The sequence below is a fragment of the Pseudomonas sp. GW823-FHT02C05 genome, assembly GCF_058797595.1.
In genome coordinates this window covers 1,911,640-1,932,019 of record NZ_JBXAJU010000001.1, presented here as the reverse complement: position 1 = coordinate 1,932,019, position 20,380 = coordinate 1,911,640, and the positions used below count along the sequence as shown (strand labels likewise).

The window sequence follows — 20,380 nt, the reverse complement described above, 5'->3', positions numbered from 1 at the left end:
TGGGCAGTCACCCCGGCCGAGGGCCCTTGCGCACGCAGGCCGCTGGCCGGGACCACCCGCCTTCAGTACAGGAGAACCCCCATGAACCATGAATCCGTTTGCATCGTCGCGGCGGCCCACACCCGCTTTGGCCGCCTCGATGGCAGCCTGGAAGACCTGATTGTCCAGGTCACCCGCGACGTGCTGGCGGACGCCGCCATTGACGCCGGGGCGATCGATGCGCTGTTTCTCGGCCAGTTCAACTCCGGGCTGGTGCCTGATGGTTTTCCCGCGTCCCTGATGCTCCAGGCCGACCCGCAGTTGCGCTTCAAGCCGGCCACCCGCTGCGAAAACGCCTGTGCTTCCGGCTCGGCGGCGATCCAGGCCGGGATCAACGCGATCCGCAGCGGCGCCGCCGAACTGGTGTTGGTGGTGGGGGCGGAAAAGATGACCGGCAACAGCACCGCCGAGGTCACCCGGGCCCTGGCCGGGGCCGGCTACCAGAACGACCCGCAAGAGGCCGGCCTGAGCTTTGCCCAACTGTTCGGCCAAGTTGCCCAGCGCTACACCGAGCGCTACCAGAGCCCCCTGGCTGCCATGGCGGTGATTGCCGTGAAGAACCACGCCAACGCCATGGCCAACCCCCTGGCGCAGATGCATCGGGCCATGGATTTTGCCCACTGCAACAGCGTCTCGCCCGGCAACCCGCTGATCGCCGAGCCCCTGCGCCTGACCGACTGTTCGCTGATCAGCGATGGCGCGGCGGCGATCCTCCTCGCGTCGCCGCGCCGGGCCCGGGAGTTCCGCCGTGAAGTGGCGATCCGCGCCCTGAGCCAGGTGAACGACTTCCTGCCCATGGCGCGCCGCGACGTGCTGGCCTTCGAAGGCCCGCAACTGGCGATCCAGGGCGCCTTGCACGAAGCCGGCCTGGGCCTGGACGACCTGGCGTTCGCCGAAGTCCACGACTGCTTCACCATCGCCGAACTGCTGATCTACGAAGCCATGGGCCTGGCGCCCAAGGGTGAAGGCCATCGAGCCCTGGACGAAGGCTGGGTGAATGCCGACGGACGCCTGCCGGTGAACCTCTCCGGCGGGCTCAAGGCCAAGGGACATCCGGTGGGCGCCACCGGTGTGTCGATGCATGCCCTGGGCTTTCGCCAGTTGACCGGCGAGCCCATTGGCCTCGCCGCGCGCTCGCCGGAGTTCGGCCTGCTGTTCAACATGGGCGGCATGGCGGTGGCCAACTACGCCTCGGTGTTGCAGGCCGTCAGGGTGTAAGGGGTTCCGGCCACGCCGGCGTTCAGTGTGCCGGCGTAGCGCCCAGGGGCCCCCAGTCCAGTCTGCGGGCCACTCTCCAGTACCCCGGTTCCTGGCACATGCCAACGTAGAAGGGTTTATGAGCGAGCAATGGCTTTGGCGGCTTGTGGGTCACCTTGCTGTCGCGCACCTTGATGCAGTAGCGGGTGTAGTTGCGGATCTGGTTGAGGCTGACGTCGATCAGGTCCTGGGGGCAGATCAGCAGTGCATCACCGAACAAGAACTGCTGGAATCCCTGGATCTCCAGGCGGCCCTGAGGGCTGAGTCGGGTTTTCCACATCAGCGGGTCGAGGTCCTGTAGCTCAAACTCCTGCTGCACCGAGTAGCGTTCCACGGCTCCCTGGCGAACCTCCAGGCCGCCTGCGGCCTTGTAGGTGATCTGGCTCATGGCCCCGGGCAGCATCAGCAGGAAGGTGCAGGCCATCAACAGTGCGCAGGCTACCGAGTAGGCGATGCGTTTGTAGAGGTCCGCGTTGAGGCAGTAGAAAATCACGACGGGTAGCAGGGTAAAGGCCAGCACCAGCAGGTTCAGGATTGCCGGGAAATGGGGAGCTTCACTCAGCACCTCGTTGCTATAGGCATTGAGCAGCAACAGGCTGGGAAAGACTCCCGATATCACCGTGCTGGTCAGGCAGAAGGTGATGAGGTAGGTAAAGCCGATCCTTGAGGCCCGTGTCGCCCTGCCTGGTTTGTTCACGTTGCTGTCGAGCACCTCCTTGAAGGCCGGGCGCGAGAGCACCCCCCAGCAGGCGAGCAGCACCAGTGTCACCACCAGCAGTATGGCCAGGCCCGGATCAAGCCATTCGCTGAGGTAGTAGCTGATCAGAATGAAGCCGCCAAAGCCCGCCAGGACCGGCAGGGTCAGCCATACCACGACGTTCTTCAGGTGTTCGGGCGTGGAGTGGAACAAGCTGCACGCCAGTCCGAAGAGCAAGGTGGTGGTGGCCAGCAGTATCAGGTAGAGCACCATCAGTACCAGCACGATGACCAGCCACACCGCCAGCGCCGATTTGGCATCGATGGCGGCCATGAACAGGTCGGTGCGGCCTATTGCACGGGTGTACAGGTACAGGCTCAGCAGGCCCTGGCCGGCTGCGCCCAGTCCGATGAGGGTGCCGATCGGTCCCCAGTACGTGAGCACGCGCTTGAAATTTCTCCTGAACACTTCTTCAAAGGCGGGTCCTGCGACTTGCATGTGGGCACTCCCTGGCGACGTTGATGGCGCGGGAGTAGAGCAAGACCTCATGGGCTGTGTCGATGCTTTTGCACGCTGGCCCGCTGGCAACCGCGCCCTCCCTGGCGCGTTCCTGCATCATCGCGGGTATACCGCCCGGCCATGAACCCGCCCCTTGCGCCCCGCCGTCAGGCGATAGGCGATGCCCAGCCAGACAAACCACGCCGGCATTACGCTCAGCGCCAGGCGGGTGTCCGGGCGCAGGGCCAGCAGGCACAGGACAAACAGCAGGAAGGCCAGGGCAAACCAGGCCATGGGCACGCCGCCGGGCATCTTGTAGTGCGAACGGGCGTGCAGTTGCGGGTGCTTTTTGCGGTAGGCGATGTAGGACGCGAGGATGGTCGACCAGGTGAAGATCACCAGGATCGCCGACACCGTGGACACCAGGGTGAAGGCGGTCATCACCTCGGGAACCACGTACAGCAGCAACACCCCCAGCAGCATCAGCAGGGTGGTGAAGCTCAGGCTGATGACCGGCACGCTCTGGCCCGACAGGCGCTTGAACAGGCGCGGCGCATTGCCCTGGTCGGCGAGGCCGAAGAGCATGCGGCTGGCCGAGAACACGCCGCTGTTGGCCGAGGAAGCGGCGGAGGTCAGCACCACGAAGTTGACGATGCCCGCCGCCGCCGGGAAGCCGGCAATCAGGAACAGCTCGACGAACGGGCTCTTGTTCGGCGACACCTGCTGCCAGGAGGTCACGGCGATGATGCAGGCCAGGGCCAGCACGTAGAACAGGATGATCCGCAGCGGTATGGCGTTGATGGCCTTGGGCAGGGTGCTGTGAGGGTCGCGGGTTTCCGCGGCGGCGGTGCCGATCAGCTCGGTGCCGGCGAAGGAGAAGATCGCCATCTGGAACCCGGCGAAGAAGCCCAGCAGGCCGTGGGGAAAGGCCGCTTGCCGGTCCAGCAGGTGGCCCAGCGAGGCGGTCACGCCCGAGGGCGAGACGAACGAACTGGCGATCAGCACCAGGCTGACGCCGATCAGGGTGACCACGGCGATGATCTTGATGATGGCGAACCAGAACTCCACTTCGCCGAACAGCCGCACCGTGAGCACGTTGAGGGCGAACAGCGTCAGCATCATGCTGACCGCGGGCATCCAGGCCGGCACCCCGGGGAACCAGTACTGGAAGAAACCGCCCACCACCACGGCGTCGCCCACCACCGCCACGCTCCAGCTCAGCCAGTAGGACCAGCCGAGAAAAAACGCCGCGCGCGGCCCCAGGTAGGCGCCGGCAAAGTCGGCGAAGCTCTTGAATTGCAGGTTCGACAGCAGCAGCTCGCCCATGGCGCGCATCACCAGGTACACGAACAGGCCGATGATCATGTAGATCAGGATGATCGAGGTACCGGACATGGCGATGATCTTGCCCGAGCCCATGAACAGCCCGGTGCCGATGGCGCCGCCCATGGCCATGAGCTGGATATGACGGTTATGCAGGGTGCGTTGCAGCACGGGGCGCGCAGGGGCCCCGAGGGTATCTGGAGTCATCACAAAACCTCTTGATTTTATAGTTGTCGAGTTTTGGCAGTGCAGGGTGGCTGGGGCTGCGCGCTGTGGTTGTAGGTCGGGGTGGCGCAACCGGTTCGGGTTGGGCCGCTGCACAGGGGCACGGGGCGTTTTCCCGTGCAGCGGCCATGGGGGTATTGCCTCAGCCGCTGGCCAGCCGGCGCGGGGCGCCTGTGGCGGCGTCGGGGCCCTGGCCGATCAGTTGGTACAGGTCCTTGATGTTGGCCGGGGTCGGCACCAGGTGGATCCGCTCGCCAATGCCGTGTTCGCGCGCCTGGTCGTGCAGGTAGCGCAGGGACGAGAAGTCCTCCAGGGCAAAGCCCACCGAGTCGAACACCGTGACCTGCCGGGCATGCTCGCGGCCCGGTTCCAGGCCCTGGGCGATGCGGAAGTATTCGGTCACCGCAAAGTCCGCCGGCAACTGCTGGATATCACCCTCGATGCGCGTTTGCGGCTCGAACTCGACGATCACCCGGGCATTGCGCAGGATCTCTGCGTGTAGTTCGGTCTTGCCCGGGCAGTCGCCGCCCACCGCATTGAGGTGCATGCCGGGCTCGATCAGCTCCGGGGTGAGGATGGTGGCGTAGGCCTTGTCCGCGGTCACCGTGGTGACGATGTCGGCGCCCTTGACCGCATCGGCCACCGACTCGGCGATGCGCACCTTCAGGCTCGGCCAGGCTTGCAGGTTGTGCTTGAGCTTGCGGGAGGCGGCCGGGTCGATGTCGAAGATCCGCAGCTCGTCGATGCCGAGCATGTCCTGGAAGGCGATGGCCTGGAACTCGCTCTGGGCGCCATTGCCGATCAGCGCCATGGTTCGGCTGTCCGGGCGCGCCAGGGCACGGGCCACCAAGGCCGAGGTGGCGGCGGTGCGTACCGCGGTGGTCAGGGTCAGTTCGCTGAGCAGCACCGGGTAGCCGCTGTCCACCTCGGCCAGCACGCCGAAGGCCATGACCGTGAGCAACTGCCGGGCCGGATTGCCAGGGTGGCCGTTGACGTACTTGAAGGCGTACTGCTGGCCATCGTCGGCGGGCATCAGTTCGATGACTCCGGTGGGCGAGTGGTTGGCGGTGCGCGGGGACTTTTCGAAGGCTTGCCAGCGCAGGTAGTCGGCCTGGATATAACCGGCCATTTCACGGATCGCCCTGGCGACACCCAGGCGCTTGTACAGCGCCGCTGCCTGATCCACATCGATAAACAAGGTCATGGTGATTTCCCTCTCGGTCGGAACGTTGAACACTGCGGGAGCGCGCGCCTGGCGCGCGCTAGCGGTTGGCATGGCCGTGCAGCACATTGACCGCATTGATGCCGATCTCATCCACCATGTAGCCGCCTTCCATCACGAACAGGGTGGGCGTGCCCACCGTGGCGATGATCTGGCCCATGCCGAGAAAGTCTTCGCTTTCCAGGAGGAAGTGGCTGATGGGGTCGTCCTTGAACGTGTCCACGCCCAGGGACACCACCAGCAGTTCGGGAGCGAAGGCCCGCAACTGTTTGCAGGCCAGCTCCAGCGCTTGGCGGTAGTGCTGCCAGGTGGTGTTCTTCGGCAGGGGCAGGTTCAGGTTGCAGCCTTCGCCGGCCCCGCTGCCGCGCTCGCTGGCATGGCCCGAGAAGTAGGGGTAGGACACGGCCGGGTCGCCGTGCAGCGAGACGAAGAGCACGTCGCCACGGTCATAGAAAATGTTCTGGGTGCCATTGCCGTGGTGGAAGTCCACGTCCAGCACCGCCACCCGCCTGGCGCCCTGGGTGATGGCGTGCTGCGCGGCGATGGCGGCGTTGTTCAGGTAGCAGTAGCCGCCCATGTATTCCCGTGCGGCGTGATGCCCCGGCGGGCGGCACAGGGCGAAGGCGCTGTCCTGGCCTTCATCGATCAGGGCCAGGGCAGTGAGGGCGATATCGGCGCTGGTGCGCACCGCATCCCAGGTGGTGGCGGTGATCGGCGAGCCGGCGTCCATGGCGAAGAAACCCAGCTTGCCGTCGATGAATTCGGGCACCTGCTGGTTGGCCAGGTCGCGCACCGGCCACACCAGGGGCAGGGCGTCGTGGCTGCGGCCGGTGGCGGTCCATTCGCTCCAGGCGTTTTCCAGGAAGCTGACGTAACGTTCGCTGTGGGCGGCCACGTAGCAGGCGCGGTCGAAGCGCCGCGGGCCGATGATCTCGCCAAGCCCCACGTGGCGCACCCGGTCTCGCACCGTGTCGGCGCGGCTGGGTTGCTCGAAGGAGGGCTTGAGCACGCCATCCTTCAATTCGGTGCCATGGTGCAGGCGGTGGGATTCGCTGAAGACGGTAAGCATGCTGAACGCATCCATTGTTATTGTCCGGTGCAAATAGTTTGTTCCGGCATGGCTGCGAATTCTTTGCTTTTTGTTCGGGTGCAATTAGAGTTTTGGGTAATATTTTCCCCGTTGGTGGCTGATTGTGAAAAAAACGACTCGCAGCGTTAACCTCGACGACACCGACCTGGCGATTCTTGCGCTGTTGCAGCAGGACGCGAGCATTTCCAACGCCGAGCTCAGCGAGCGCCTGTCCCTGAGCCTTACCCCCTGCTGGCGGCGGCGCAAGCGCCTGGAGGAGGAGGGGGTGATCAGGGACTACCAGGCCAACCTCGACCGGCGCCTGCTGGGGCTGGACATCCTGGCCTTCGTCCATGTGCGGTTCGCCACCCACTCCGACCAGACCCCGGACGATTTCGAGACGGTGATCATGCGCCTGCCCGAGGTCCAGGCCTGCCACAAGATCACCGGCGACGCCGACTACCTGCTGCAGGTGCTGGCCCGTGACCTGGACAGCTACAGCGACTTTGTCGAGCACGTGCTCAGGCGCCAGCCGGGCATTGCCTCGATCCAGTCCAGCCTGGCGCTGCGCGAGGTCAAGGCCACCAGCCGCCTGGCGATTCCCCAGCCGCTACCCAGGTAGGGCGGCATCAGATTTCCGATTTTTTGTGCCGGGCTATTCAATGATTGCCCTGCAGGTACTTTCGGCGCGGTCGTGCGCTCGCGTTCCAGCGAGGCAGGCAACAGCAGTGTTGAGCAGGCCATGGATGCAGAAGCAGCAGCGCCTGGCCGCGGCGCTGCCCCGGCCCCAGGGCCTACTGAAATTCGCCGGACTCCAGGCAGAAGGCGACCAGGGCCTGGTCGCTGTCCAGGTTGAGCTTGCGGATCGCCGAGATCTTCTGCGCACTGACGGTCTTCACGCTGCGCTTGAGGTTGGCGGCGATCTGCATCATTGATTCGCCGCGCACGAAATGCCGCAGCACTTCGTATTCCTTGGGCGTAAGGCTGCTCAGGCCGTCGGCCATGGAGCGCAGCGGGCTGCTGTTGAGCTCGTTCTGCACCAGGCTCGGCGGGTGGTGGATGCGCCCCTGGCGGACGTTCTCCAGGGCGCTGAGCAGCTCGCTCATGTCATGGCGCTTGGGCAGTACCGAGCGCACGCCGATGTCATACAGCGCGGCCACGATCATCGGGTTGGACATCATGGTCAGCACCAGCACCTGGACCCTGGGGAAGTGCCGGATCAGGTAGGTCACCAGGCGTATGCCATCGCCGAAGGTCGGGTCGCCCTCCATGAAGTAGTCGGTGATGACCACGTCGATCCGCGGGTCATCCGAAAGTTGCTGGACCAGGGCACTGGGGGTGGTGACAGCCGCCACCACCTCGTACTGGCGGGTCTTTTTCAACAGGTCGCTGACGGCAGCGAGCACCAGGGGATGATCGTCGGCCAGGGCAACGCGTATTTTTTTCATGGTGGACACGATCCATTGTCAAAAGGGAATGCGCAGAAATGCGGGTACTAGGAGCGTTCATTCGAGCTGGCTGATGTCTTGCAAGGCGTGCAGCAGCATCAGGCTATGCGTGCGCGTGGTAGCCGTCAAACCGCTCTGGCGCAAGCTCTGCCCCAAGTCGTGGACCTGCAGGATCAGCGCTTCCTGGCCAGCCACCGCCAGCGACCCGCGCACCCGGTGCAGCAACTGGAAGATGCGCTCGTAATCCTCCTCGTCCAGGGCCTGGCGCAGGTGTTCCACGTCCTGGCCCATGGTGCGGGCAAACAGTTCCCGCAGGTTCGGCGGCAGGCCATCAACTGGCGCGTTGCCAGGCGCGGCTGCCGGCTCGGCGGTCGGCTCCGGGGCGAGGCTGGTGAGCCGTGCCAGGCTGGCCCGCAGGGTCTGCAACGGCACTGGCTTGACCAGCCAGGCGTCCATCCCGCAGGCCTGGCAGCGGGCCTCTTCGTCGCACATGGCATTGGCGGTGATGCCGATGATCGGCCGGTCGTCCCCGGCGGCGCGCAGGATGCAAGTGAGTTCGTAGCCGTTCATGCGCGGCATGTTGACGTCGGTCAGCAACAGGTCGTAGTCGCCGATGCGCCACAGGTCCAGGGCTTCCGCGCCATCGGCGGCCAGGGTATTGCGGCAGCCCAGTTGCTGCAGCTGATGGCTCAGGGTCGCCTGGTTGATCGGGTTGTCCTCGGCCACCAGCACGTTCAGGCCCAGGGGGGCCAGAGTGGCGATGTCCCGGGCCGGCAGTTCCGGTTCGGCAGGAGCGTCGGGCGCGCCGCCCAGGGTGCGTTCCAGCAAGCGGCCGATGGCATAGTAGTCGCCGGCCTCGGCCAGGCCCGCACCGGGGGTGCGTTGCTGGCCGCCCAGGTCGATGCGCAGCAGCCCGGGGGGCAGGGCCTCGGACGCTTCGGGGCGGTCATCGAACAGCCGCAGGAGAACGCCCTGGCCCTGGGGAGGTGGGGCCGTAGCGTCCACGGGGGTGGCCTGGGCGTGCCACTTCTGCAGCCACTGGCAGAGGTTGTCGGTGAGTTCGTGGTGCGGGCTTTGCACGTAGATTCGCGCGCCGCCCAGGTCGGGCTGGCGCTCGGCGTCGGGGTCGCTGGCCACCGGCAGTTCCAGCTGCATGGAGAAACTGCTGCCCAGGCCCAGCTCGCTGGTGAGGTGGATCTGGCTGCCCATCAGCGCCGCCAGCTTGGCGCAGATCGACAGGCCCAGCCCCGCGCCGTGCACTGTGTGGGAGTGGGCGTCGATCTGATAGAAGGGGATGAACAGCTGCTGCTGTTCTTCCTTGCCGATACCGATACCGGTGTCCGCCACCTGCAGCGACAGCAGCACCCGTCCCTGGCTGCCGGGCTCGGCCCGGGCGCGCACTATCACCTGGCCCGAGTGGGTGAACTTGACCGCGTTGCTGATCAGGTTGGTGAGGATCTGGCTGATCCGCCCCGGATCGCCGAGCAGGGCTGGAGGCAGTTCTGGATCGACCCAGGAAAACAGCAGCAGGCCCTTGTTCCGGGCACTGTCGACAAAGCTTGCGGTGCAGCGCTGGACCAGGGCCCTGGGATCGAACAGCTGATCCCCCAGGGACAGCTGGCCGGATTCGATGCGGGTGATGTCGAGGATGTCGCTGATGATCTGCAGCAGCAGCCCGGACGACACCTGGATGCGTTCGAGCAACTGGCGCTGTTCGCGGTCCAGGTCGGTCAGGCCCATCAGTTCCAGGGAGCCGAGCACCCCGTACAGCGGCGTGCGGATCTCGTGGCTCATGGTGGCGAGGAACACCGACTTGGCGCCGTTGGCCTTGTCGGCCGCCTGTTTCGCCTGGGTCAGTTGCTGCTCCATCTGGGCCCGCGCACTGAGGTCGGCAAAGGCGCAGATCAGCACATCCTGGTTGCGGTAGCGGGTGGGGGCGAAGGCGATGTAGAACGAGCGTCCGTCGAAGCTCTGGTAGTTCTCGATCTCCCCCGGCTCCCGGGCCCGGGCGATGCGCTCCAGCAATGCCGGGTCCAGACCGCTGGCGTCCAGGCTCTGGCCGACCTGGGTGGTGAACCATTTGAGGGCCAGGTTGTTGGCGAAGACGATCCGCCGGTCTTCGCGGCTGAGCACGCACAGGGCCACTGGCGTGGTCTCCAGCAGGGTGCGGCTGAACTGATGGTTTTCCACCAGCTCGGCGTGAGCCTGTTGCGCCGGCGCTATGACCCGGCGCTGGTACCAGCGCGCATAGACCCTGGCGGCCAGGGGGCTGAGCAACAGCAGCAGGAAGATCGCCGCCAGGGACCAGGAGTGGCCGAGGAACAGGGTGCGGTAGCTCAACAGGTAGTAACCGCTCCAGTGGCCACTGGCGTCGTTGATCCGGAACAGCAGGCCGTCGCTGCGCACGTTGGCCCCCTCGTGCAGCGCCAGGGGCGCCGGTTCATCCCCCAGCAGCAGGCCGTCGAGCCGGCCCTGCAGCCAGAACTTGTCGTAGAAGTGCCGCCGCTGCGGCGTGGTGAAGACGTTGATGCGGTCCCTGTAGGTTAGGCAGGCAGCATAGGTGCCGGAACTCTGCAGGCCGCTGCCGGGGGCAAGGTTGTGCAGGGCGGTGAAGGCGATCATGTGCTGGGGAAAGTCCTTGAGACGGATCCAGCGGATCGCGTCGCTGTCGCTGCTGGTAGCGCTGGCGCGCACCGCATGCAGGCCTGCCAGGACCAGGGGTGTGGTCAGCCGCGGCCAGCGGCTGCCGATGGTGGGCACGGTAAAGCTGCTGCCGGCACCGGCGTCCACCACCAGCAGGGCCGAAGCGGGAAAGCTCGAGCGCACCCAGAAGCTGGAGTAGAGATCGGCCAGGTAGCGCCCAAGGCCGGCTGCTGCGGCGCTCTGGTGGGGGCATTGGGCCAGGTCCTGGCAGACCAGGGTGAAGGGGGTTTCCACCGAGGAGGGGTTACCCTGGAACAGGGTCGCGCCCACCGCCTCCTGTTGCTCCATGAGGTGGAAGAGCTGCGCCGGATCCTGGTCCGCGTCCTTGTATTGCAGGCGCTTCTCGCCGGCCAGCCGCTGGAGCAGGGCTTGCTGCTCGCTCATGTAGCGGGTCAGCAGTTGGAAGTCCACGGCAATCCGTTCCTGTTCCTGGCGGATGATCCGCTGGCCGCCCCAGAACAGCGCGCCGCCCATGACCAGCAGCAACGGCAGAATGAGGAACAGCACGAGATTCAATCGTCGGAAGTTTTTCGCGATGCGGCGTAGCGGGATGTCTGGCATGGGAGAGAGGAGGCGGGCCGGGTAGGTGACGAAAAGGGTGGAGTAACAGTGCATCCCAGCAGTTGTGTGAAGGCGTCCAGCTCCAATGCGGCGGAAATAAGATACCCCTGGGCACTGTCGCAGCCAATCTGGCGCAGAAATTCCAGGTCACGGGCCGATTCCACGCCCTCGGCCACCACTTCCAGGCCCAGTTGCCGGCCCAGTTGCACCGCCGCCACCAGGGCTGCGGCGCGGGCATCGTCGGCTGCGGCGCCATGCACGAAGTGGCGGTCGATCTTCATCTCGGTAAAGGGCGTGGAGATCAGGCTGTACATGGAACTGTAGCCCATGCCGAAGTCGTCCTGTGCCAGGCCGAAGCCTTTGAGGCGCAGGCGGCTGGCGCCCATATGATACTGCCCGGGGGACAGTGGCCGCTCGGTTTCCAGCAGCTCGAAGCAGATATCGCTGGTGGCCAGCCCCGAGGCGAGGGTGATCTGCTGCAACTGGTCGGGCAGGCCGGGGTCGTCCAGCAGTCCGGTGGGCAGGTTCACCGATACGCTGAGGCGGTGGCCCAGGCGTTGCCAGTGCTGCTGCGCCTGGAGGGCGTCGTCGAGCATCAGCAGCAACAGCGCATGGTCCAGCTGGCAGCGGCTGATGGAGGCAAGGAACGAGTCCGGCATCAGCAGCCCGAAGGACGGACTGTTCCAGCGCACCAGGGCCTCGGCGCCGACGATCCGGCCAGTGCTCAGCGAGCGCCGGGGCTGGAACCGGGCCTTGAGCTCGCGGCGTTCGATGGCCCGCTCCAGGACCTGGCGGTCGAACACTGCCTCGTGCTCGGGCCGGGCTGCCAGCACCGGGTCCTGGCTGTTGCCGATGATGGCGCTGATCTGCTCGACGTGGATCGCTTCCAGAGGCTTGGGGAAGGTGCCGAGTACCGCCAGGCCCTTCTCCTTGGCCATCAGGCTGACGCTGTTCATCAACCGCCGCGAGCAGGACGAGACGATGGCCAGGATCGGCACCTGGTCGACACCGGTCAGGGCATGGATGAACTGCACTCCATCCATTTCCGGCATGTGCAGGTCCACCAGCACCAGGTCGTAGACCTGCCGGTGCAGCATGGCCAGGGCCTGGCGCGCATCGAGGGCGCTGTCCACCCGGCCGAACCCGGCCGCCTGCAACAGGTGCCGGGCCTGCAGGCAGTGGATCGGATGGTCGTCCAGCACCAGGACTCGCAGGGGCTTGAGCATGCTCAAATGACTTTCCTCTTGATGGATTGCAGTACCTCGCTCAAGGCGTCCAGGGGTACCGGCTTGATCAGCAAATGACGGATTCCGGCCGACTCGCAGTGGCTGCGCAGCGCCGGGGAGAGCTCACCGGTGATACCGATGATGGGGCCGCAATACCCCCGCTCGCGCAGGGTGCGGGCAAACGACAGACCGTCCATGTGTTCCATCTGCAAGTCGGTCAGCACGCCGTCGAAGGACAGCAGGTCGGTGCGTTTCAAGGCATCGACGGCGCTGGCGCAGGCCACCATCCGGTTGCCCAGGTAGCGGCCCTGCTGAAAGATCACCTGCAGCGACAGGGGGCTGTCGTCCACCGCCAGCAGCTTGAGGTCCAGGCTCGGGGCCAGGGCTTCGGGGGAGGCGAAGCACCGTTCGGCAACGATGCCGGACTGGGCCTGGGCCACGGCGTTGCGCAGGCTGTCGAGGCTAAAGGTGCGGGCCACCCAGCTGTCGCCGGCCTGGCGCTGCGGCGGGCCCATGCCGGGGGCGTGCATGAGCACCCGCGGGCCGCTCCAGGCCACTGGCCGCGAAGGGCCGAGAAAGGCTTCCACCAGCACCGCCTTGCGGGTCGGCGGGTCGCGTTCGGCCACGTAGGGAATGGCCAGGGCGCCCCAGCGGCGCAACCAGTGGCAGAGGTTGAGATTCACTTCCTGGATATCCCCGCGCACATACACCGGGGTCACCCCCAGGCGCGGCAGGTCCGGCGCCGGGGCGGCGGTGCAGGGTTCCAGGGCCAGGCTGAAGCTGAAGCTGGAGCCCAGGCCCGGTTCGCTGATGGCGCTCAACTGACCCTGCATCATCGTCGCCAGCCGTTGGCAGATGGCCAGGCCCAGGCCGGTGCCCGGCGCCTTCTGGCCCAGCCAGCTGGGCACCCGGTAATAGGGTTCGAACAGGTTGGCCTGGAACTCCGGGGCGATCCCCGGGCCGCTGTCCACCACCTGAAAGCGCAGGCGGGGCGCCTGGCTCGGGCCCGCCTCGGCATGCAGGCGCAGCACCACATGGCCGGACTCGGTGAACTTGATGGCGTTGCTCACCAGGTTGTTGAGGATCTGGCGAATGCGTTCGCCGTCGCCCACCACTCGCTCGGCGACATTCGGGTCCAGGGTCACGTACAGGCGCAGGCCCTTGCTGCGGGCCCGGGCCGAGTAACTGAAGGCCACTTCTTCCACCAGCCGCACCGGGGAGAAGGGGGCGCTGGTGAGGCTCAGGCGGCCGGACTCGATCAGTGACATGTCGAGGGTGTCGTTGATGGTTCGCATCAGCGCCGAGGATGCTTGCTGGGTGGCTTCCAGGTAGTCGCCCTGCTGGGCGCTGAGGGCGGTGGTGCGGAGCATTTCCAGAGAGCCGAGGATGCCGTACATGGGCGTGCGGATCTCGTGGCTCAGGGTGCTGAGGAACAGGGTCTTCTCGTGGTTGGCCTGGTCCGACAGCAGCTTGGCCTGCAGCAGCGACTGTTCGGCCACCTTGAAGTCGGTCACGTCGCTGATGCAGCACAGCACCGCCGCCACGCCGTTGTAGCCGGTGGGGGCACAGGTCAGCTGAATGAAGGTGCCGTCGTCCAGGGCATGTTCGATGGCATGCACCCGGGCAGGCGGCTCGTCGAGGATGCGCTCGCGCAGGCCGGGCACCGAGGCCAGCCAGCGGCGCCCGGATTCATTGCACAGGATCAGCCGGCCGTTGTCGCGCCGCATCAGGCACAGGCCCACCGGCGCCACCTCGATGAAGCGCCGGTTGAGGGACACGCTGTCTGCCAGGGCGCTGTAGTGGCGCACTGCGGGTTCCACCAGGCGCAGGCGGATGTAGCGCGCGCCGAGAAAGATCACCGCGAACAGAAGCAGGGTCACCAGCAGGGTGGTGTACAGCGGGCCACGGCTGTCGCGCAGCAGTTGGCTGACCGGTGCGTAGTACACCAGGCGCCAGCCGGCGTTGCCCACGGATTTATTGAGCACGATGTAGTCGGGCAGCCCGCCCAGGCGGTGCAGGCCGAAGGAGTCCTCGTCGGCCTGCAGGCGCGACAGGCTGCCGGGCACTTGCCAGTTGGCGCTGTGCAGCACCAGTGCGCCGTCGGCGTCATACAGCAGGTATTTGCCCTGGTGCAGGCCCAGGGGGTCCAGGGCCAGGTCGATCTCGGTGAGCTCCAGGCCCAGCCAGCCCTCGCTGGCGTGATGCTCGTCCACCGGGCGCAACAGGTACACCTGCTTGTTGCCATCGATGCCGGCCCAGTACCACAGGGTCCGGGCCTCGGGGTGTCGGGCCAGCAGGTCCTGTACCGCACGCTGGTCGAGCTGGCGCAGCCAGGGTGCGTCCACGGCCTTGCTGGGGGGCTGGCCGGTGCCGGTGGCCGCTGGCTCGTAGAGAGTGCTGACCAGGCCCTGTTCCGGCACCAGGTACAGCAGCTGGCTGTGGGTACTGTCCACTTCCACCAGGTCGCGGGCAGTCAGCACCAGGGCCCAGCGCCGGGAGGGAGTACTGCCGAAGGGCAGTACCCGCAGTTGCTCGTTACTTGCCAGAAAGTTGCGCGCCGTTGAACTAAGGCGCTCATCGCTAGTGCGCACGGCCGAAGAAGAAATGGCCTTCAACAGGCTTTCCCGTTGATTGAAGAATTGTTGTGCGTTAAATGCCGCTGCGTTCATTTGCCGGCGGTAGTTGGAGAGGGTTTCATTAAGTGACCAGTGGACCACGAAACCGGCAATGATCAGGATGCAGGACAGCAGGCTGTACATGAAAAGGCGCAGCAGGACCACCGGGATATAGGCCCCGGAGAAGTGGCTGGTAAACGCTGGGAAGTGGGCTTGTGTATGCATCGGCCCATAGTAAGGAGAACTATCTATATCCCTCTTCAGAATATTCTTAATGCCAGGGGCTTTAAGAAGATTCTCATTTTTTAGTTCACCTATTGACTTCAGGCTTTCGACCCTCTTGTGCTCTAACGCAAAGGTTTGAAAGTTATGGTTCTGGTTAAGAAAACGATAAGCCTCGCCGTTAGCTCCGCGCTGTCGTTGATGACGCTTGTTACTCAGTCTGCAACCGCTGCTGATTATGAAAAAATCGATTTGTCCTCGCCCGAAGGTGAATCCCTGACCCTGGATGAGGCGTCTGTCGATTACACCGGCCGTGGGCCGGCGGTGCGGGTCAGCGGCGCTCAGAACCAGTTGCAGGGCCAGGGCTACGATATCCGGGCCACGGCGGACAGCCCCAACAGCGCGGTGGTGGGCGTGCAGGTGGACGCCGGCGGCAAGGCCGAACTGAGCGGCGTGACCATCAGCACCGGCGGCTCGGATTTCGCCACCGGGGCCCAGGCCACCGGCGCCGGCAGCCAGTTGACCCTGAACGATGTGCAGATCACCACCAGCGGCAACCAGAGCCGCGGCGTGGTGGCCAGCGCTGGTGGCCAGGTGCAGGTGGCCGGTGGCTCCATCACCACCTCGGGCAACCAGGCCGATGTCTTGTCCGCCTCCGGCAAGGGCTCCAGCATCCTGGCCTCGGACCTGACCCTGACCGCCACTTCGACCGGCTCGGTCAATGCGGTCCGCGTCGCCGATGGTGCGGCCATCGAGCTGCAGCGCGTCAGCATCCAGTCCAGCGGCTTCATTGGCGCGGTGGCCGTGGAAGGGGTCGGCTCCTCCCTCAGCGCCGACGGCGTCGACATCACCGCCGAGAATGGCCGTGGCATCGGTGTGACCAGCGCCGCCCTGACCTTTCGCAACGGCAGCATCAATGCCAAGGGCGACGGCATCACCTTGAGCAGCCTGTACCAGAAACCGGGCGGCACGGGGGTGATCAGCCACAGCCGGATCACCTCGCAGAACGGCATCGGCATCAACGTCAACGCCAACCAGGCCAGCGCCGATCTGGACAGCGTGCAGGTCACCACCCTGGGCGACTATGGCGTGGCGATCTGGATGCCGGGCAGCAACACCCGGGTGGACGTCAAGGACAGCATTCTGCAAACCCGTGGCCAGGGTGCGGTGGCCATCGACAACCGTGCCGGCGTGTTCACCATGGACGGCGGTTTCATCACCACTCTTGGCGACAGCTCCCATGCCCTGTACGCCTCGCCGGACACCACAAACAGCCCCGGTGCGGTGTTCAACGTCAGCCGCGTGTTGATCGAAACCAGCGGCCGGGGCGCCGTGGGGGCGCTGGCCCGCATGGCGGGGGCGAGCATCAGCCTGAGCAACAGCAGCATCGTCACCCACGGCGACCTGGGCTATGGCCTGTTCGCCTCGGGCCGCGGTGCCAGCGTGGAGCTGCAGGACAGCGACGTGCAGACCGCCGGCGAGCAGGCTCACGGCCTGGCCATCAGCAACAACGCCACGACCCGCTTCCAGGGCTCGACCGTGGTCACCAACGGCAGCAATGCCCATGGCATCGTCAGTTACGCCACCGGCGCCGGGGTGGTGAACGATGTGGAAGTCACGTCCAGCCATATCCAGACTGAAGACGGCGCCGGCATCCTGGTCAACGGCGGTGGCCTGACCACGCGCTTTACCGACAGTAGCCTGGTGGGCCGCAGCGGTGGCGAGCAGGGTACCGCGCTGTGGATCACCGACCGCGCCAGCGGGGTGCTGGCCGGTGCGGTGCAACTGGACGCCGTGCGCTCGAACCTGTTTGGCGATGTGCTGGTGGACGGCGGCAGCCTGCAACTGACCCTGGCCGACCACTCCAGCCTGGACGGGGCGATCAAGGGCGGCAGCCGTGATACCCAACTGAGCCTGGACGACAGCAGCGTCTGGACCCTGCGCGGCGACTCCCAGCTCACCCGCCTGGCCAACAATGGCGTGGTGGAGTTCGCCGACCCCGGCCTGGCAGGGGCCTTCAAGCAGTTGCAGGTCAGTGGCGACCTCGAGGGCGACGGCCACTACATCATGAACACCGACCTGGGCCTGCAGCAGGGTGACCGGTTGATCGTCGGCGGCCAGGTCACCGGCAACAACGACATCCTGGTGCGCAATTCCGGCAGCGAACCGGGGGCCGAGGGCCAGAGCCTGACCCTGGTGCAAAGCGCCGGCGGCCCGGGTTCGTTCAGCCTGGCCAACCGCGGTGGCGTGGTGGATGCCGGGACCTATCGCTACGGTCTTGCGGCCGATGCCCAGGGCAACTGGAACCTGGTGAACGTCGGCCGTACCCAGCCGGCGCCGGGGCCGGACAACCTTTCCACCGGCGCCAGCGCGGCGGTCAACAGCAGCGCCATCGCCACCTTGCGGGCCACCTGGGATGCCGAGCGGGCGACCCTGGTACAGCGCCTCGGCGACCTGCGCCAGGGGGCCGATCGCCAGGGTGTGTGGATCCGTGGTTTCGGTCAGCAGCAATCCCTGGACAACGGCGTTGGCCGGACGTTTTCCCAACAGGTACAGGGCACGCAACTGGGCATGGACACCCGGCTCGACACCGCCGGTGGCACCCTGGTGCTTGGCGCGCTGGCCGGCTACAGCCAGACCGATCGCAACTTCAAGGGCGAGGGCAGCGGCAAGCTCGACAGCTACCACCTGGGCGGCTATGCCACCTACCTGGATGACTCGGGCTGGTACACCGACACCTTGCTGACCCTGAACCGCTGGTCCACCCGCCTGGATGTATGGGGCACCGACGGCGCCAAGGTCTCCGGGCATTCACGCAGCAAGGGCGCGGGCCTGTCGGTGGAAGCCGGCAAGCAGATCGATCTGGGCAACCGCTGGTTCGTCGAGCCCCAGGCGCAGGTTTCCATGCTCTATGCCCGCTCCGACAACTACCGCCTGGACAACGGCCTGCAGGTGCAGCCCGGCGATGGGCTGTCGACCCAGATCCGCACCGGTGCCCGGGCCGGGCGCAACCTGCAGCTGGAAGATGGCACACGCTTGCAGCCCTACCTCAAGGCTGGCTGGGTCGAGGATCTGTCGGCGCAGAACAAGGTCCGCACCAACGGCATTGCCAGCCGTCCCGATGGCAACGGCGGTGGCTGGTATGCCGGGGTTGGCGTGACCGGTGAGCTGAGCCGCCAGCATCAGGTGTATGCCGAGGTCGAGACCAGCGAAGGCTCGAACATCGACCGGCCCTGGGCCGCCAACCTCGGTTACCGCTTCACGTTCTGAGGGGCACCGGCGCTCGCCGCGAGCGTCTGGCACACCCCTTCGGTATAGGACGTCTTGGCGATCGGCCCGATCAGAGCTTGCAGGGCCGAGTCGTCGAGGATCAGTGGCGAGCTGATCAGGTAATGCATCTCCACCATCTCGCGCAGCAGCGGGTCGAACAGCCCCAGCAGGCGCAGCAGGGGCTTGCCGATCACCCGCTGCTTGAAGCGGGCACCGCCGTGCTGCCGGATCAGTTCCAGCAGCTCGCGCTGGCTGGTGACCCCGGCGCCGCCCAGGTGCCAGGTCTTGCCGAAGGCCTCGGGCTGCTGGATCAAGCGACAGACCACCGGCCCCACGTCGGGAACGAAGACAAACTCATGGGGCCGGTCCAGGGGGCCTACCAGGTTCGCCGTGCCGCCCTGGACCGCGGCCTGGAACGCGCCGTGCAGCAGGCTTTTATCGACCCCGGGCCCGTAGAAGTCCGGCAGGCGCAGCACCGTGGCCTGGATCTTGCCGTCGGCATGGGCCTTCCATAGCAGGTCTTCCTGGGCCTTGCGCATGCGGCCCTTGAAGCTGTTGGGCTGGCGCGGATGCTGCTCCGCCACCGGGTTGCTGCGAGCCATGCCGTAGGGATAGACGGTGCCGATCAGCAGGATCCGGCGCACCCCGGCGGCGATGGCGCCGTCCAGGGTCTGGCGCATCAGTTGCGGGTGCAGTTCGAAGCGCCAATAGTCCACCCCTACCAGATAGATCAAGGTGTCGATGCCGGCTGCTGCGGCCTCGACCGAGGCGGGCTGGTCGGGGTCCCAGGTGACCGGCTCGGCCAACGGGTCGGCGCCATAGGCCTTTAGCAGGCTGCTCTGGCTGCGGCCCACCACGCGGTAGGGCTGGCCCTGGCTGCGCAGGGTCCGGGCAATGCTCTGGCCAATGGCGCCGACGGCGCCGAACAAGGCTACTTGGGGCATGACGGGGTTCCTCGTGGATGAACAGAGCTTGCAGAGTGCGAGTTCCTCGGCTAAATGGAAATTGCCCAGACTTCGATGGTTTCTATAAAAAAATGCATAGCCCCACGGATACTCCCCCCCACTGGGACTGGTACCGCACCTTTCTCGCAGTGCTGGACAGTGGCTCCCTGTCTGCCGCCGGCCGTGCCATGGGTTTGACCCAGCCCACGGTGGGCCGGCATATCGACCAGTTGGAAGCGGCCCTGGGCCTGAAGCTGTTCACCCGTTCCTTCGACGGATTCGCCGCCACCGAAGCGGCGCTGGAGCTCAAGCCCTACCTGCTGCAGCTGGCGGCGGGGGAGGCGGCCTTGCGCCGGGTGGCCAGCAGCCATGGCGCCGGGGTGCAGGGCAGTGTGCGGATCTCGGCCAGCGAAATCATCGGGGTGGAGGTGTTGCCGCCGATTCTCGCCACCTTGCGCCAGCAGCATCCGCAGTTGGTGGTGGAGTTGGTGCTGTCCAACCGTGCCGACGACCTGCTGCAACGCCAGGCCGATATTGCCGTGCGGATGTTCCGCCCGACCCAGGAAGCGCTGCTGGTGCGCCGGGTCGCCGACATCGAACTGGGCCTGCATGCCCACCGGGACTATCTGCAGCAGCAGGGCACGCCGCTCTCGCTGGAGCAGTTGGCCGGGCACGCCCTGATTGGCTTCGACCGTGAAACCGCGTTTATCCGCCGCCTGCAACAGCAGTACCCGATGCTGGCCCGGGGCGCCTTCGCCTGGCGCAGTGACAGTGACCTGGCGCAGTTGGCGGCATTGCGCGCGGGGTTTGGCATTGGTGCCTGCCAGGTACGCCTGGCCGAAGCTGATCCACGCCTGGTGCGGGTCCTGGCGGAGCAGTTCGCCCCGAGCCTGGAAGCCTGGGTGGCGATGCATGAAGACCTGCGCAACAGCCCGCGCTGCGCGGTGACCTTCGCCGCGCTGGTGCAGGGGCTGGCGGCCTATGCCGGGGGCGATTGACCGCCAGGGTGTCGGCAAGGGTTGCCAGGTGGCCCCGGTAGTGGCTTATCATACGCTGTATGT

At 66.1% G+C, this 20,380-nt stretch carries 13 protein-coding genes; 4 read left to right on the top strand and 9 right to left on the bottom strand.

Translation table 11 applies throughout. From position 1 onward, the window contains the following. Window positions 1-81: 81 nt before the first annotated feature. Window positions 82-1,257: an acetyl-CoA acetyltransferase gene (locus AC1RGE_RS08650; RefSeq protein WP_492583992.1), complete on the top strand. Its 1,176-nt coding sequence runs from the start codon at window positions 82-84 to the stop codon at window positions 1,255-1,257. Window positions 1,258-1,279: 22 nt separating this feature from the next. On the opposite strand, the gene AC1RGE_RS08645 is transcribed toward AC1RGE_RS08650, so the two are convergent. From AC1RGE_RS08645 to AC1RGE_RS08630, 4 genes are all read right to left on the bottom strand, one after another. Next, window positions 1,280-2,491 carry a hypothetical protein gene (locus tag AC1RGE_RS08645; RefSeq protein WP_492583990.1) on the bottom strand — a complete coding sequence of 404 codons (1,212 nt, stop codon included), beginning with the start codon at window positions 2,489-2,491 and terminating at the stop codon, window positions 1,280-1,282. A 117-nt stretch (window positions 2,492-2,608) separates the two neighbouring features. Then, window positions 2,609-4,021, bottom strand: coding sequence for an amino acid permease (locus AC1RGE_RS08640; protein WP_492583988.1), 1,413 nt, complete (start codon window positions 4,019-4,021; stop codon window positions 2,609-2,611). 160 nt (window positions 4,022-4,181) lie between these two features. After that, complete coding sequence (gene ocd / locus AC1RGE_RS08635; RefSeq protein ID WP_492583986.1) at window positions 4,182-5,243, bottom strand: ornithine cyclodeaminase; 1,062 nt, start codon at window positions 5,241-5,243, stop codon at window positions 4,182-4,184. 58 nt (window positions 5,244-5,301) lie between these two features. Then, a complete protein-coding gene (locus AC1RGE_RS08630; RefSeq protein WP_176707093.1) occupies window positions 5,302-6,330 on the bottom strand; it encodes a histone deacetylase family protein in 1,029 nt (342 codons plus the stop codon). A 124-nt stretch (window positions 6,331-6,454) separates the two neighbouring features. Between AC1RGE_RS08630 and AC1RGE_RS08625 the strand changes: the two genes are divergently transcribed. After that, window positions 6,455-6,952: an Lrp/AsnC family transcriptional regulator gene (locus AC1RGE_RS08625; RefSeq protein ID WP_011061915.1), complete on the top strand. Its 498-nt coding sequence runs from the start codon at window positions 6,455-6,457 to the stop codon at window positions 6,950-6,952. A gap of 172 nt (window positions 6,953-7,124) precedes the next feature. On the opposite strand, the gene AC1RGE_RS08620 is transcribed toward AC1RGE_RS08625, so the two are convergent. From AC1RGE_RS08620 to AC1RGE_RS08605, 4 genes are read right to left on the bottom strand one after another with little or no spacing between them, the layout of a single operon-like run. Next, the gene (locus AC1RGE_RS08620; protein ID WP_011061914.1) at window positions 7,125-7,778 is read right to left on the bottom strand and encodes a response regulator; all 654 of its coding nucleotides are present in this window, start codon (window positions 7,776-7,778) and stop codon (window positions 7,125-7,127) included. A gap of 57 nt (window positions 7,779-7,835) precedes the next feature. Continuing rightward, on the bottom strand, window positions 7,836-10,988 hold the full coding sequence (locus AC1RGE_RS08615) for a hybrid sensor histidine kinase/response regulator (RefSeq protein WP_258717789.1): 3,153 nt from the start codon (window positions 10,986-10,988) through the stop codon (window positions 7,836-7,838). A gap of 5 nt (window positions 10,989-10,993) precedes the next feature. Beyond that, window positions 10,994-12,268 (bottom strand): EAL domain-containing response regulator, encoded by a 1,275-nt coding sequence (locus AC1RGE_RS08610; protein ID WP_011061912.1) that lies wholly within the window; start codon window positions 12,266-12,268, stop codon window positions 10,994-10,996. 2 nt (window positions 12,269-12,270) lie between these two features. Continuing rightward, window positions 12,271-15,108 carry a hybrid sensor histidine kinase/response regulator gene (locus tag AC1RGE_RS08605; RefSeq protein ID WP_019094345.1) on the bottom strand — a complete coding sequence of 946 codons (2,838 nt, stop codon included), beginning with the start codon at window positions 15,106-15,108 and terminating at the stop codon, window positions 12,271-12,273. A gap of 249 nt (window positions 15,109-15,357) precedes the next feature. Here AC1RGE_RS08605 and AC1RGE_RS08600 point away from each other — a divergent pair, with 249 nt between their 5' ends. Then, complete coding sequence (locus tag AC1RGE_RS08600) at window positions 15,358-18,375, top strand: autotransporter outer membrane beta-barrel domain-containing protein (protein WP_492583984.1); 3,018 nt, start codon at window positions 15,358-15,360, stop codon at window positions 18,373-18,375. Here AC1RGE_RS08600 and AC1RGE_RS08595 read toward each other — a convergent pair. Next, a complete protein-coding gene (locus AC1RGE_RS08595; RefSeq protein WP_492583982.1) occupies window positions 18,357-19,319 on the bottom strand; it encodes an SDR family oxidoreductase in 963 nt (320 codons plus the stop codon). The two genes, AC1RGE_RS08600 and AC1RGE_RS08595, sit on opposite strands and share 19 nt — an antisense overlap. Window positions 19,320-19,411: 92 nt before the next feature. On the opposite strand from AC1RGE_RS08595, the gene AC1RGE_RS08590 reads away from it, so the two are divergent. Then, the gene (locus tag AC1RGE_RS08590) at window positions 19,412-20,317 is read left to right on the top strand and encodes a LysR family transcriptional regulator (RefSeq protein ID WP_011061908.1); all 906 of its coding nucleotides are present in this window, start codon (window positions 19,412-19,414) and stop codon (window positions 20,315-20,317) included. Window positions 20,318-20,380 lie beyond the last annotated feature (63 nt).

Bases quoted from the DNA above. Each gene is read 5' to 3' on its own strand.
- AC1RGE_RS08650 (WP_492583992.1), top strand. From the start codon at position 82: ATGAACCATGAATCCGTTTGCATCGTCGCGGCGGCCCACACCCGCTTT.
- AC1RGE_RS08645 (WP_492583990.1), bottom strand. From the start codon at position 2,491: ATGCAAGTCGCAGGACCCGCCTTTGAAGAAGTGTTCAGGAGAAATTTC.
- AC1RGE_RS08640 (WP_492583988.1), bottom strand. From the start codon at position 4,021: ATGACTCCAGATACCCTCGGGGCCCCTGCGCGCCCCGTGCTGCAACGC.
- ocd (WP_492583986.1), bottom strand. From the start codon at position 5,243: ATGACCTTGTTTATCGATGTGGATCAGGCAGCGGCGCTGTACAAGCGC.
- AC1RGE_RS08630 (WP_176707093.1), bottom strand. From the start codon at position 6,330: ATGCTTACCGTCTTCAGCGAATCCCACCGCCTGCACCATGGCACCGAA.
- AC1RGE_RS08620 (WP_011061914.1), bottom strand. From the start codon at position 7,778: ATGAAAAAAATACGCGTTGCCCTGGCCGACGATCATCCCCTGGTGCTC.
- AC1RGE_RS08610 (WP_011061912.1), bottom strand. From the start codon at position 12,268: ATGCTCAAGCCCCTGCGAGTCCTGGTGCTGGACGACCATCCGATCCAC.
- AC1RGE_RS08605 (WP_019094345.1), bottom strand. From the start codon at position 15,108: ATGCATACACAAGCCCACTTCCCAGCGTTTACCAGCCACTTCTCCGGG.
- AC1RGE_RS08595 (WP_492583982.1), bottom strand. From the start codon at position 19,319: ATGCCCCAAGTAGCCTTGTTCGGCGCCGTCGGCGCCATTGGCCAGAGC.
- AC1RGE_RS08590 (WP_011061908.1), top strand. From the start codon at position 19,412: ATGCATAGCCCCACGGATACTCCCCCCCACTGGGACTGGTACCGCACC.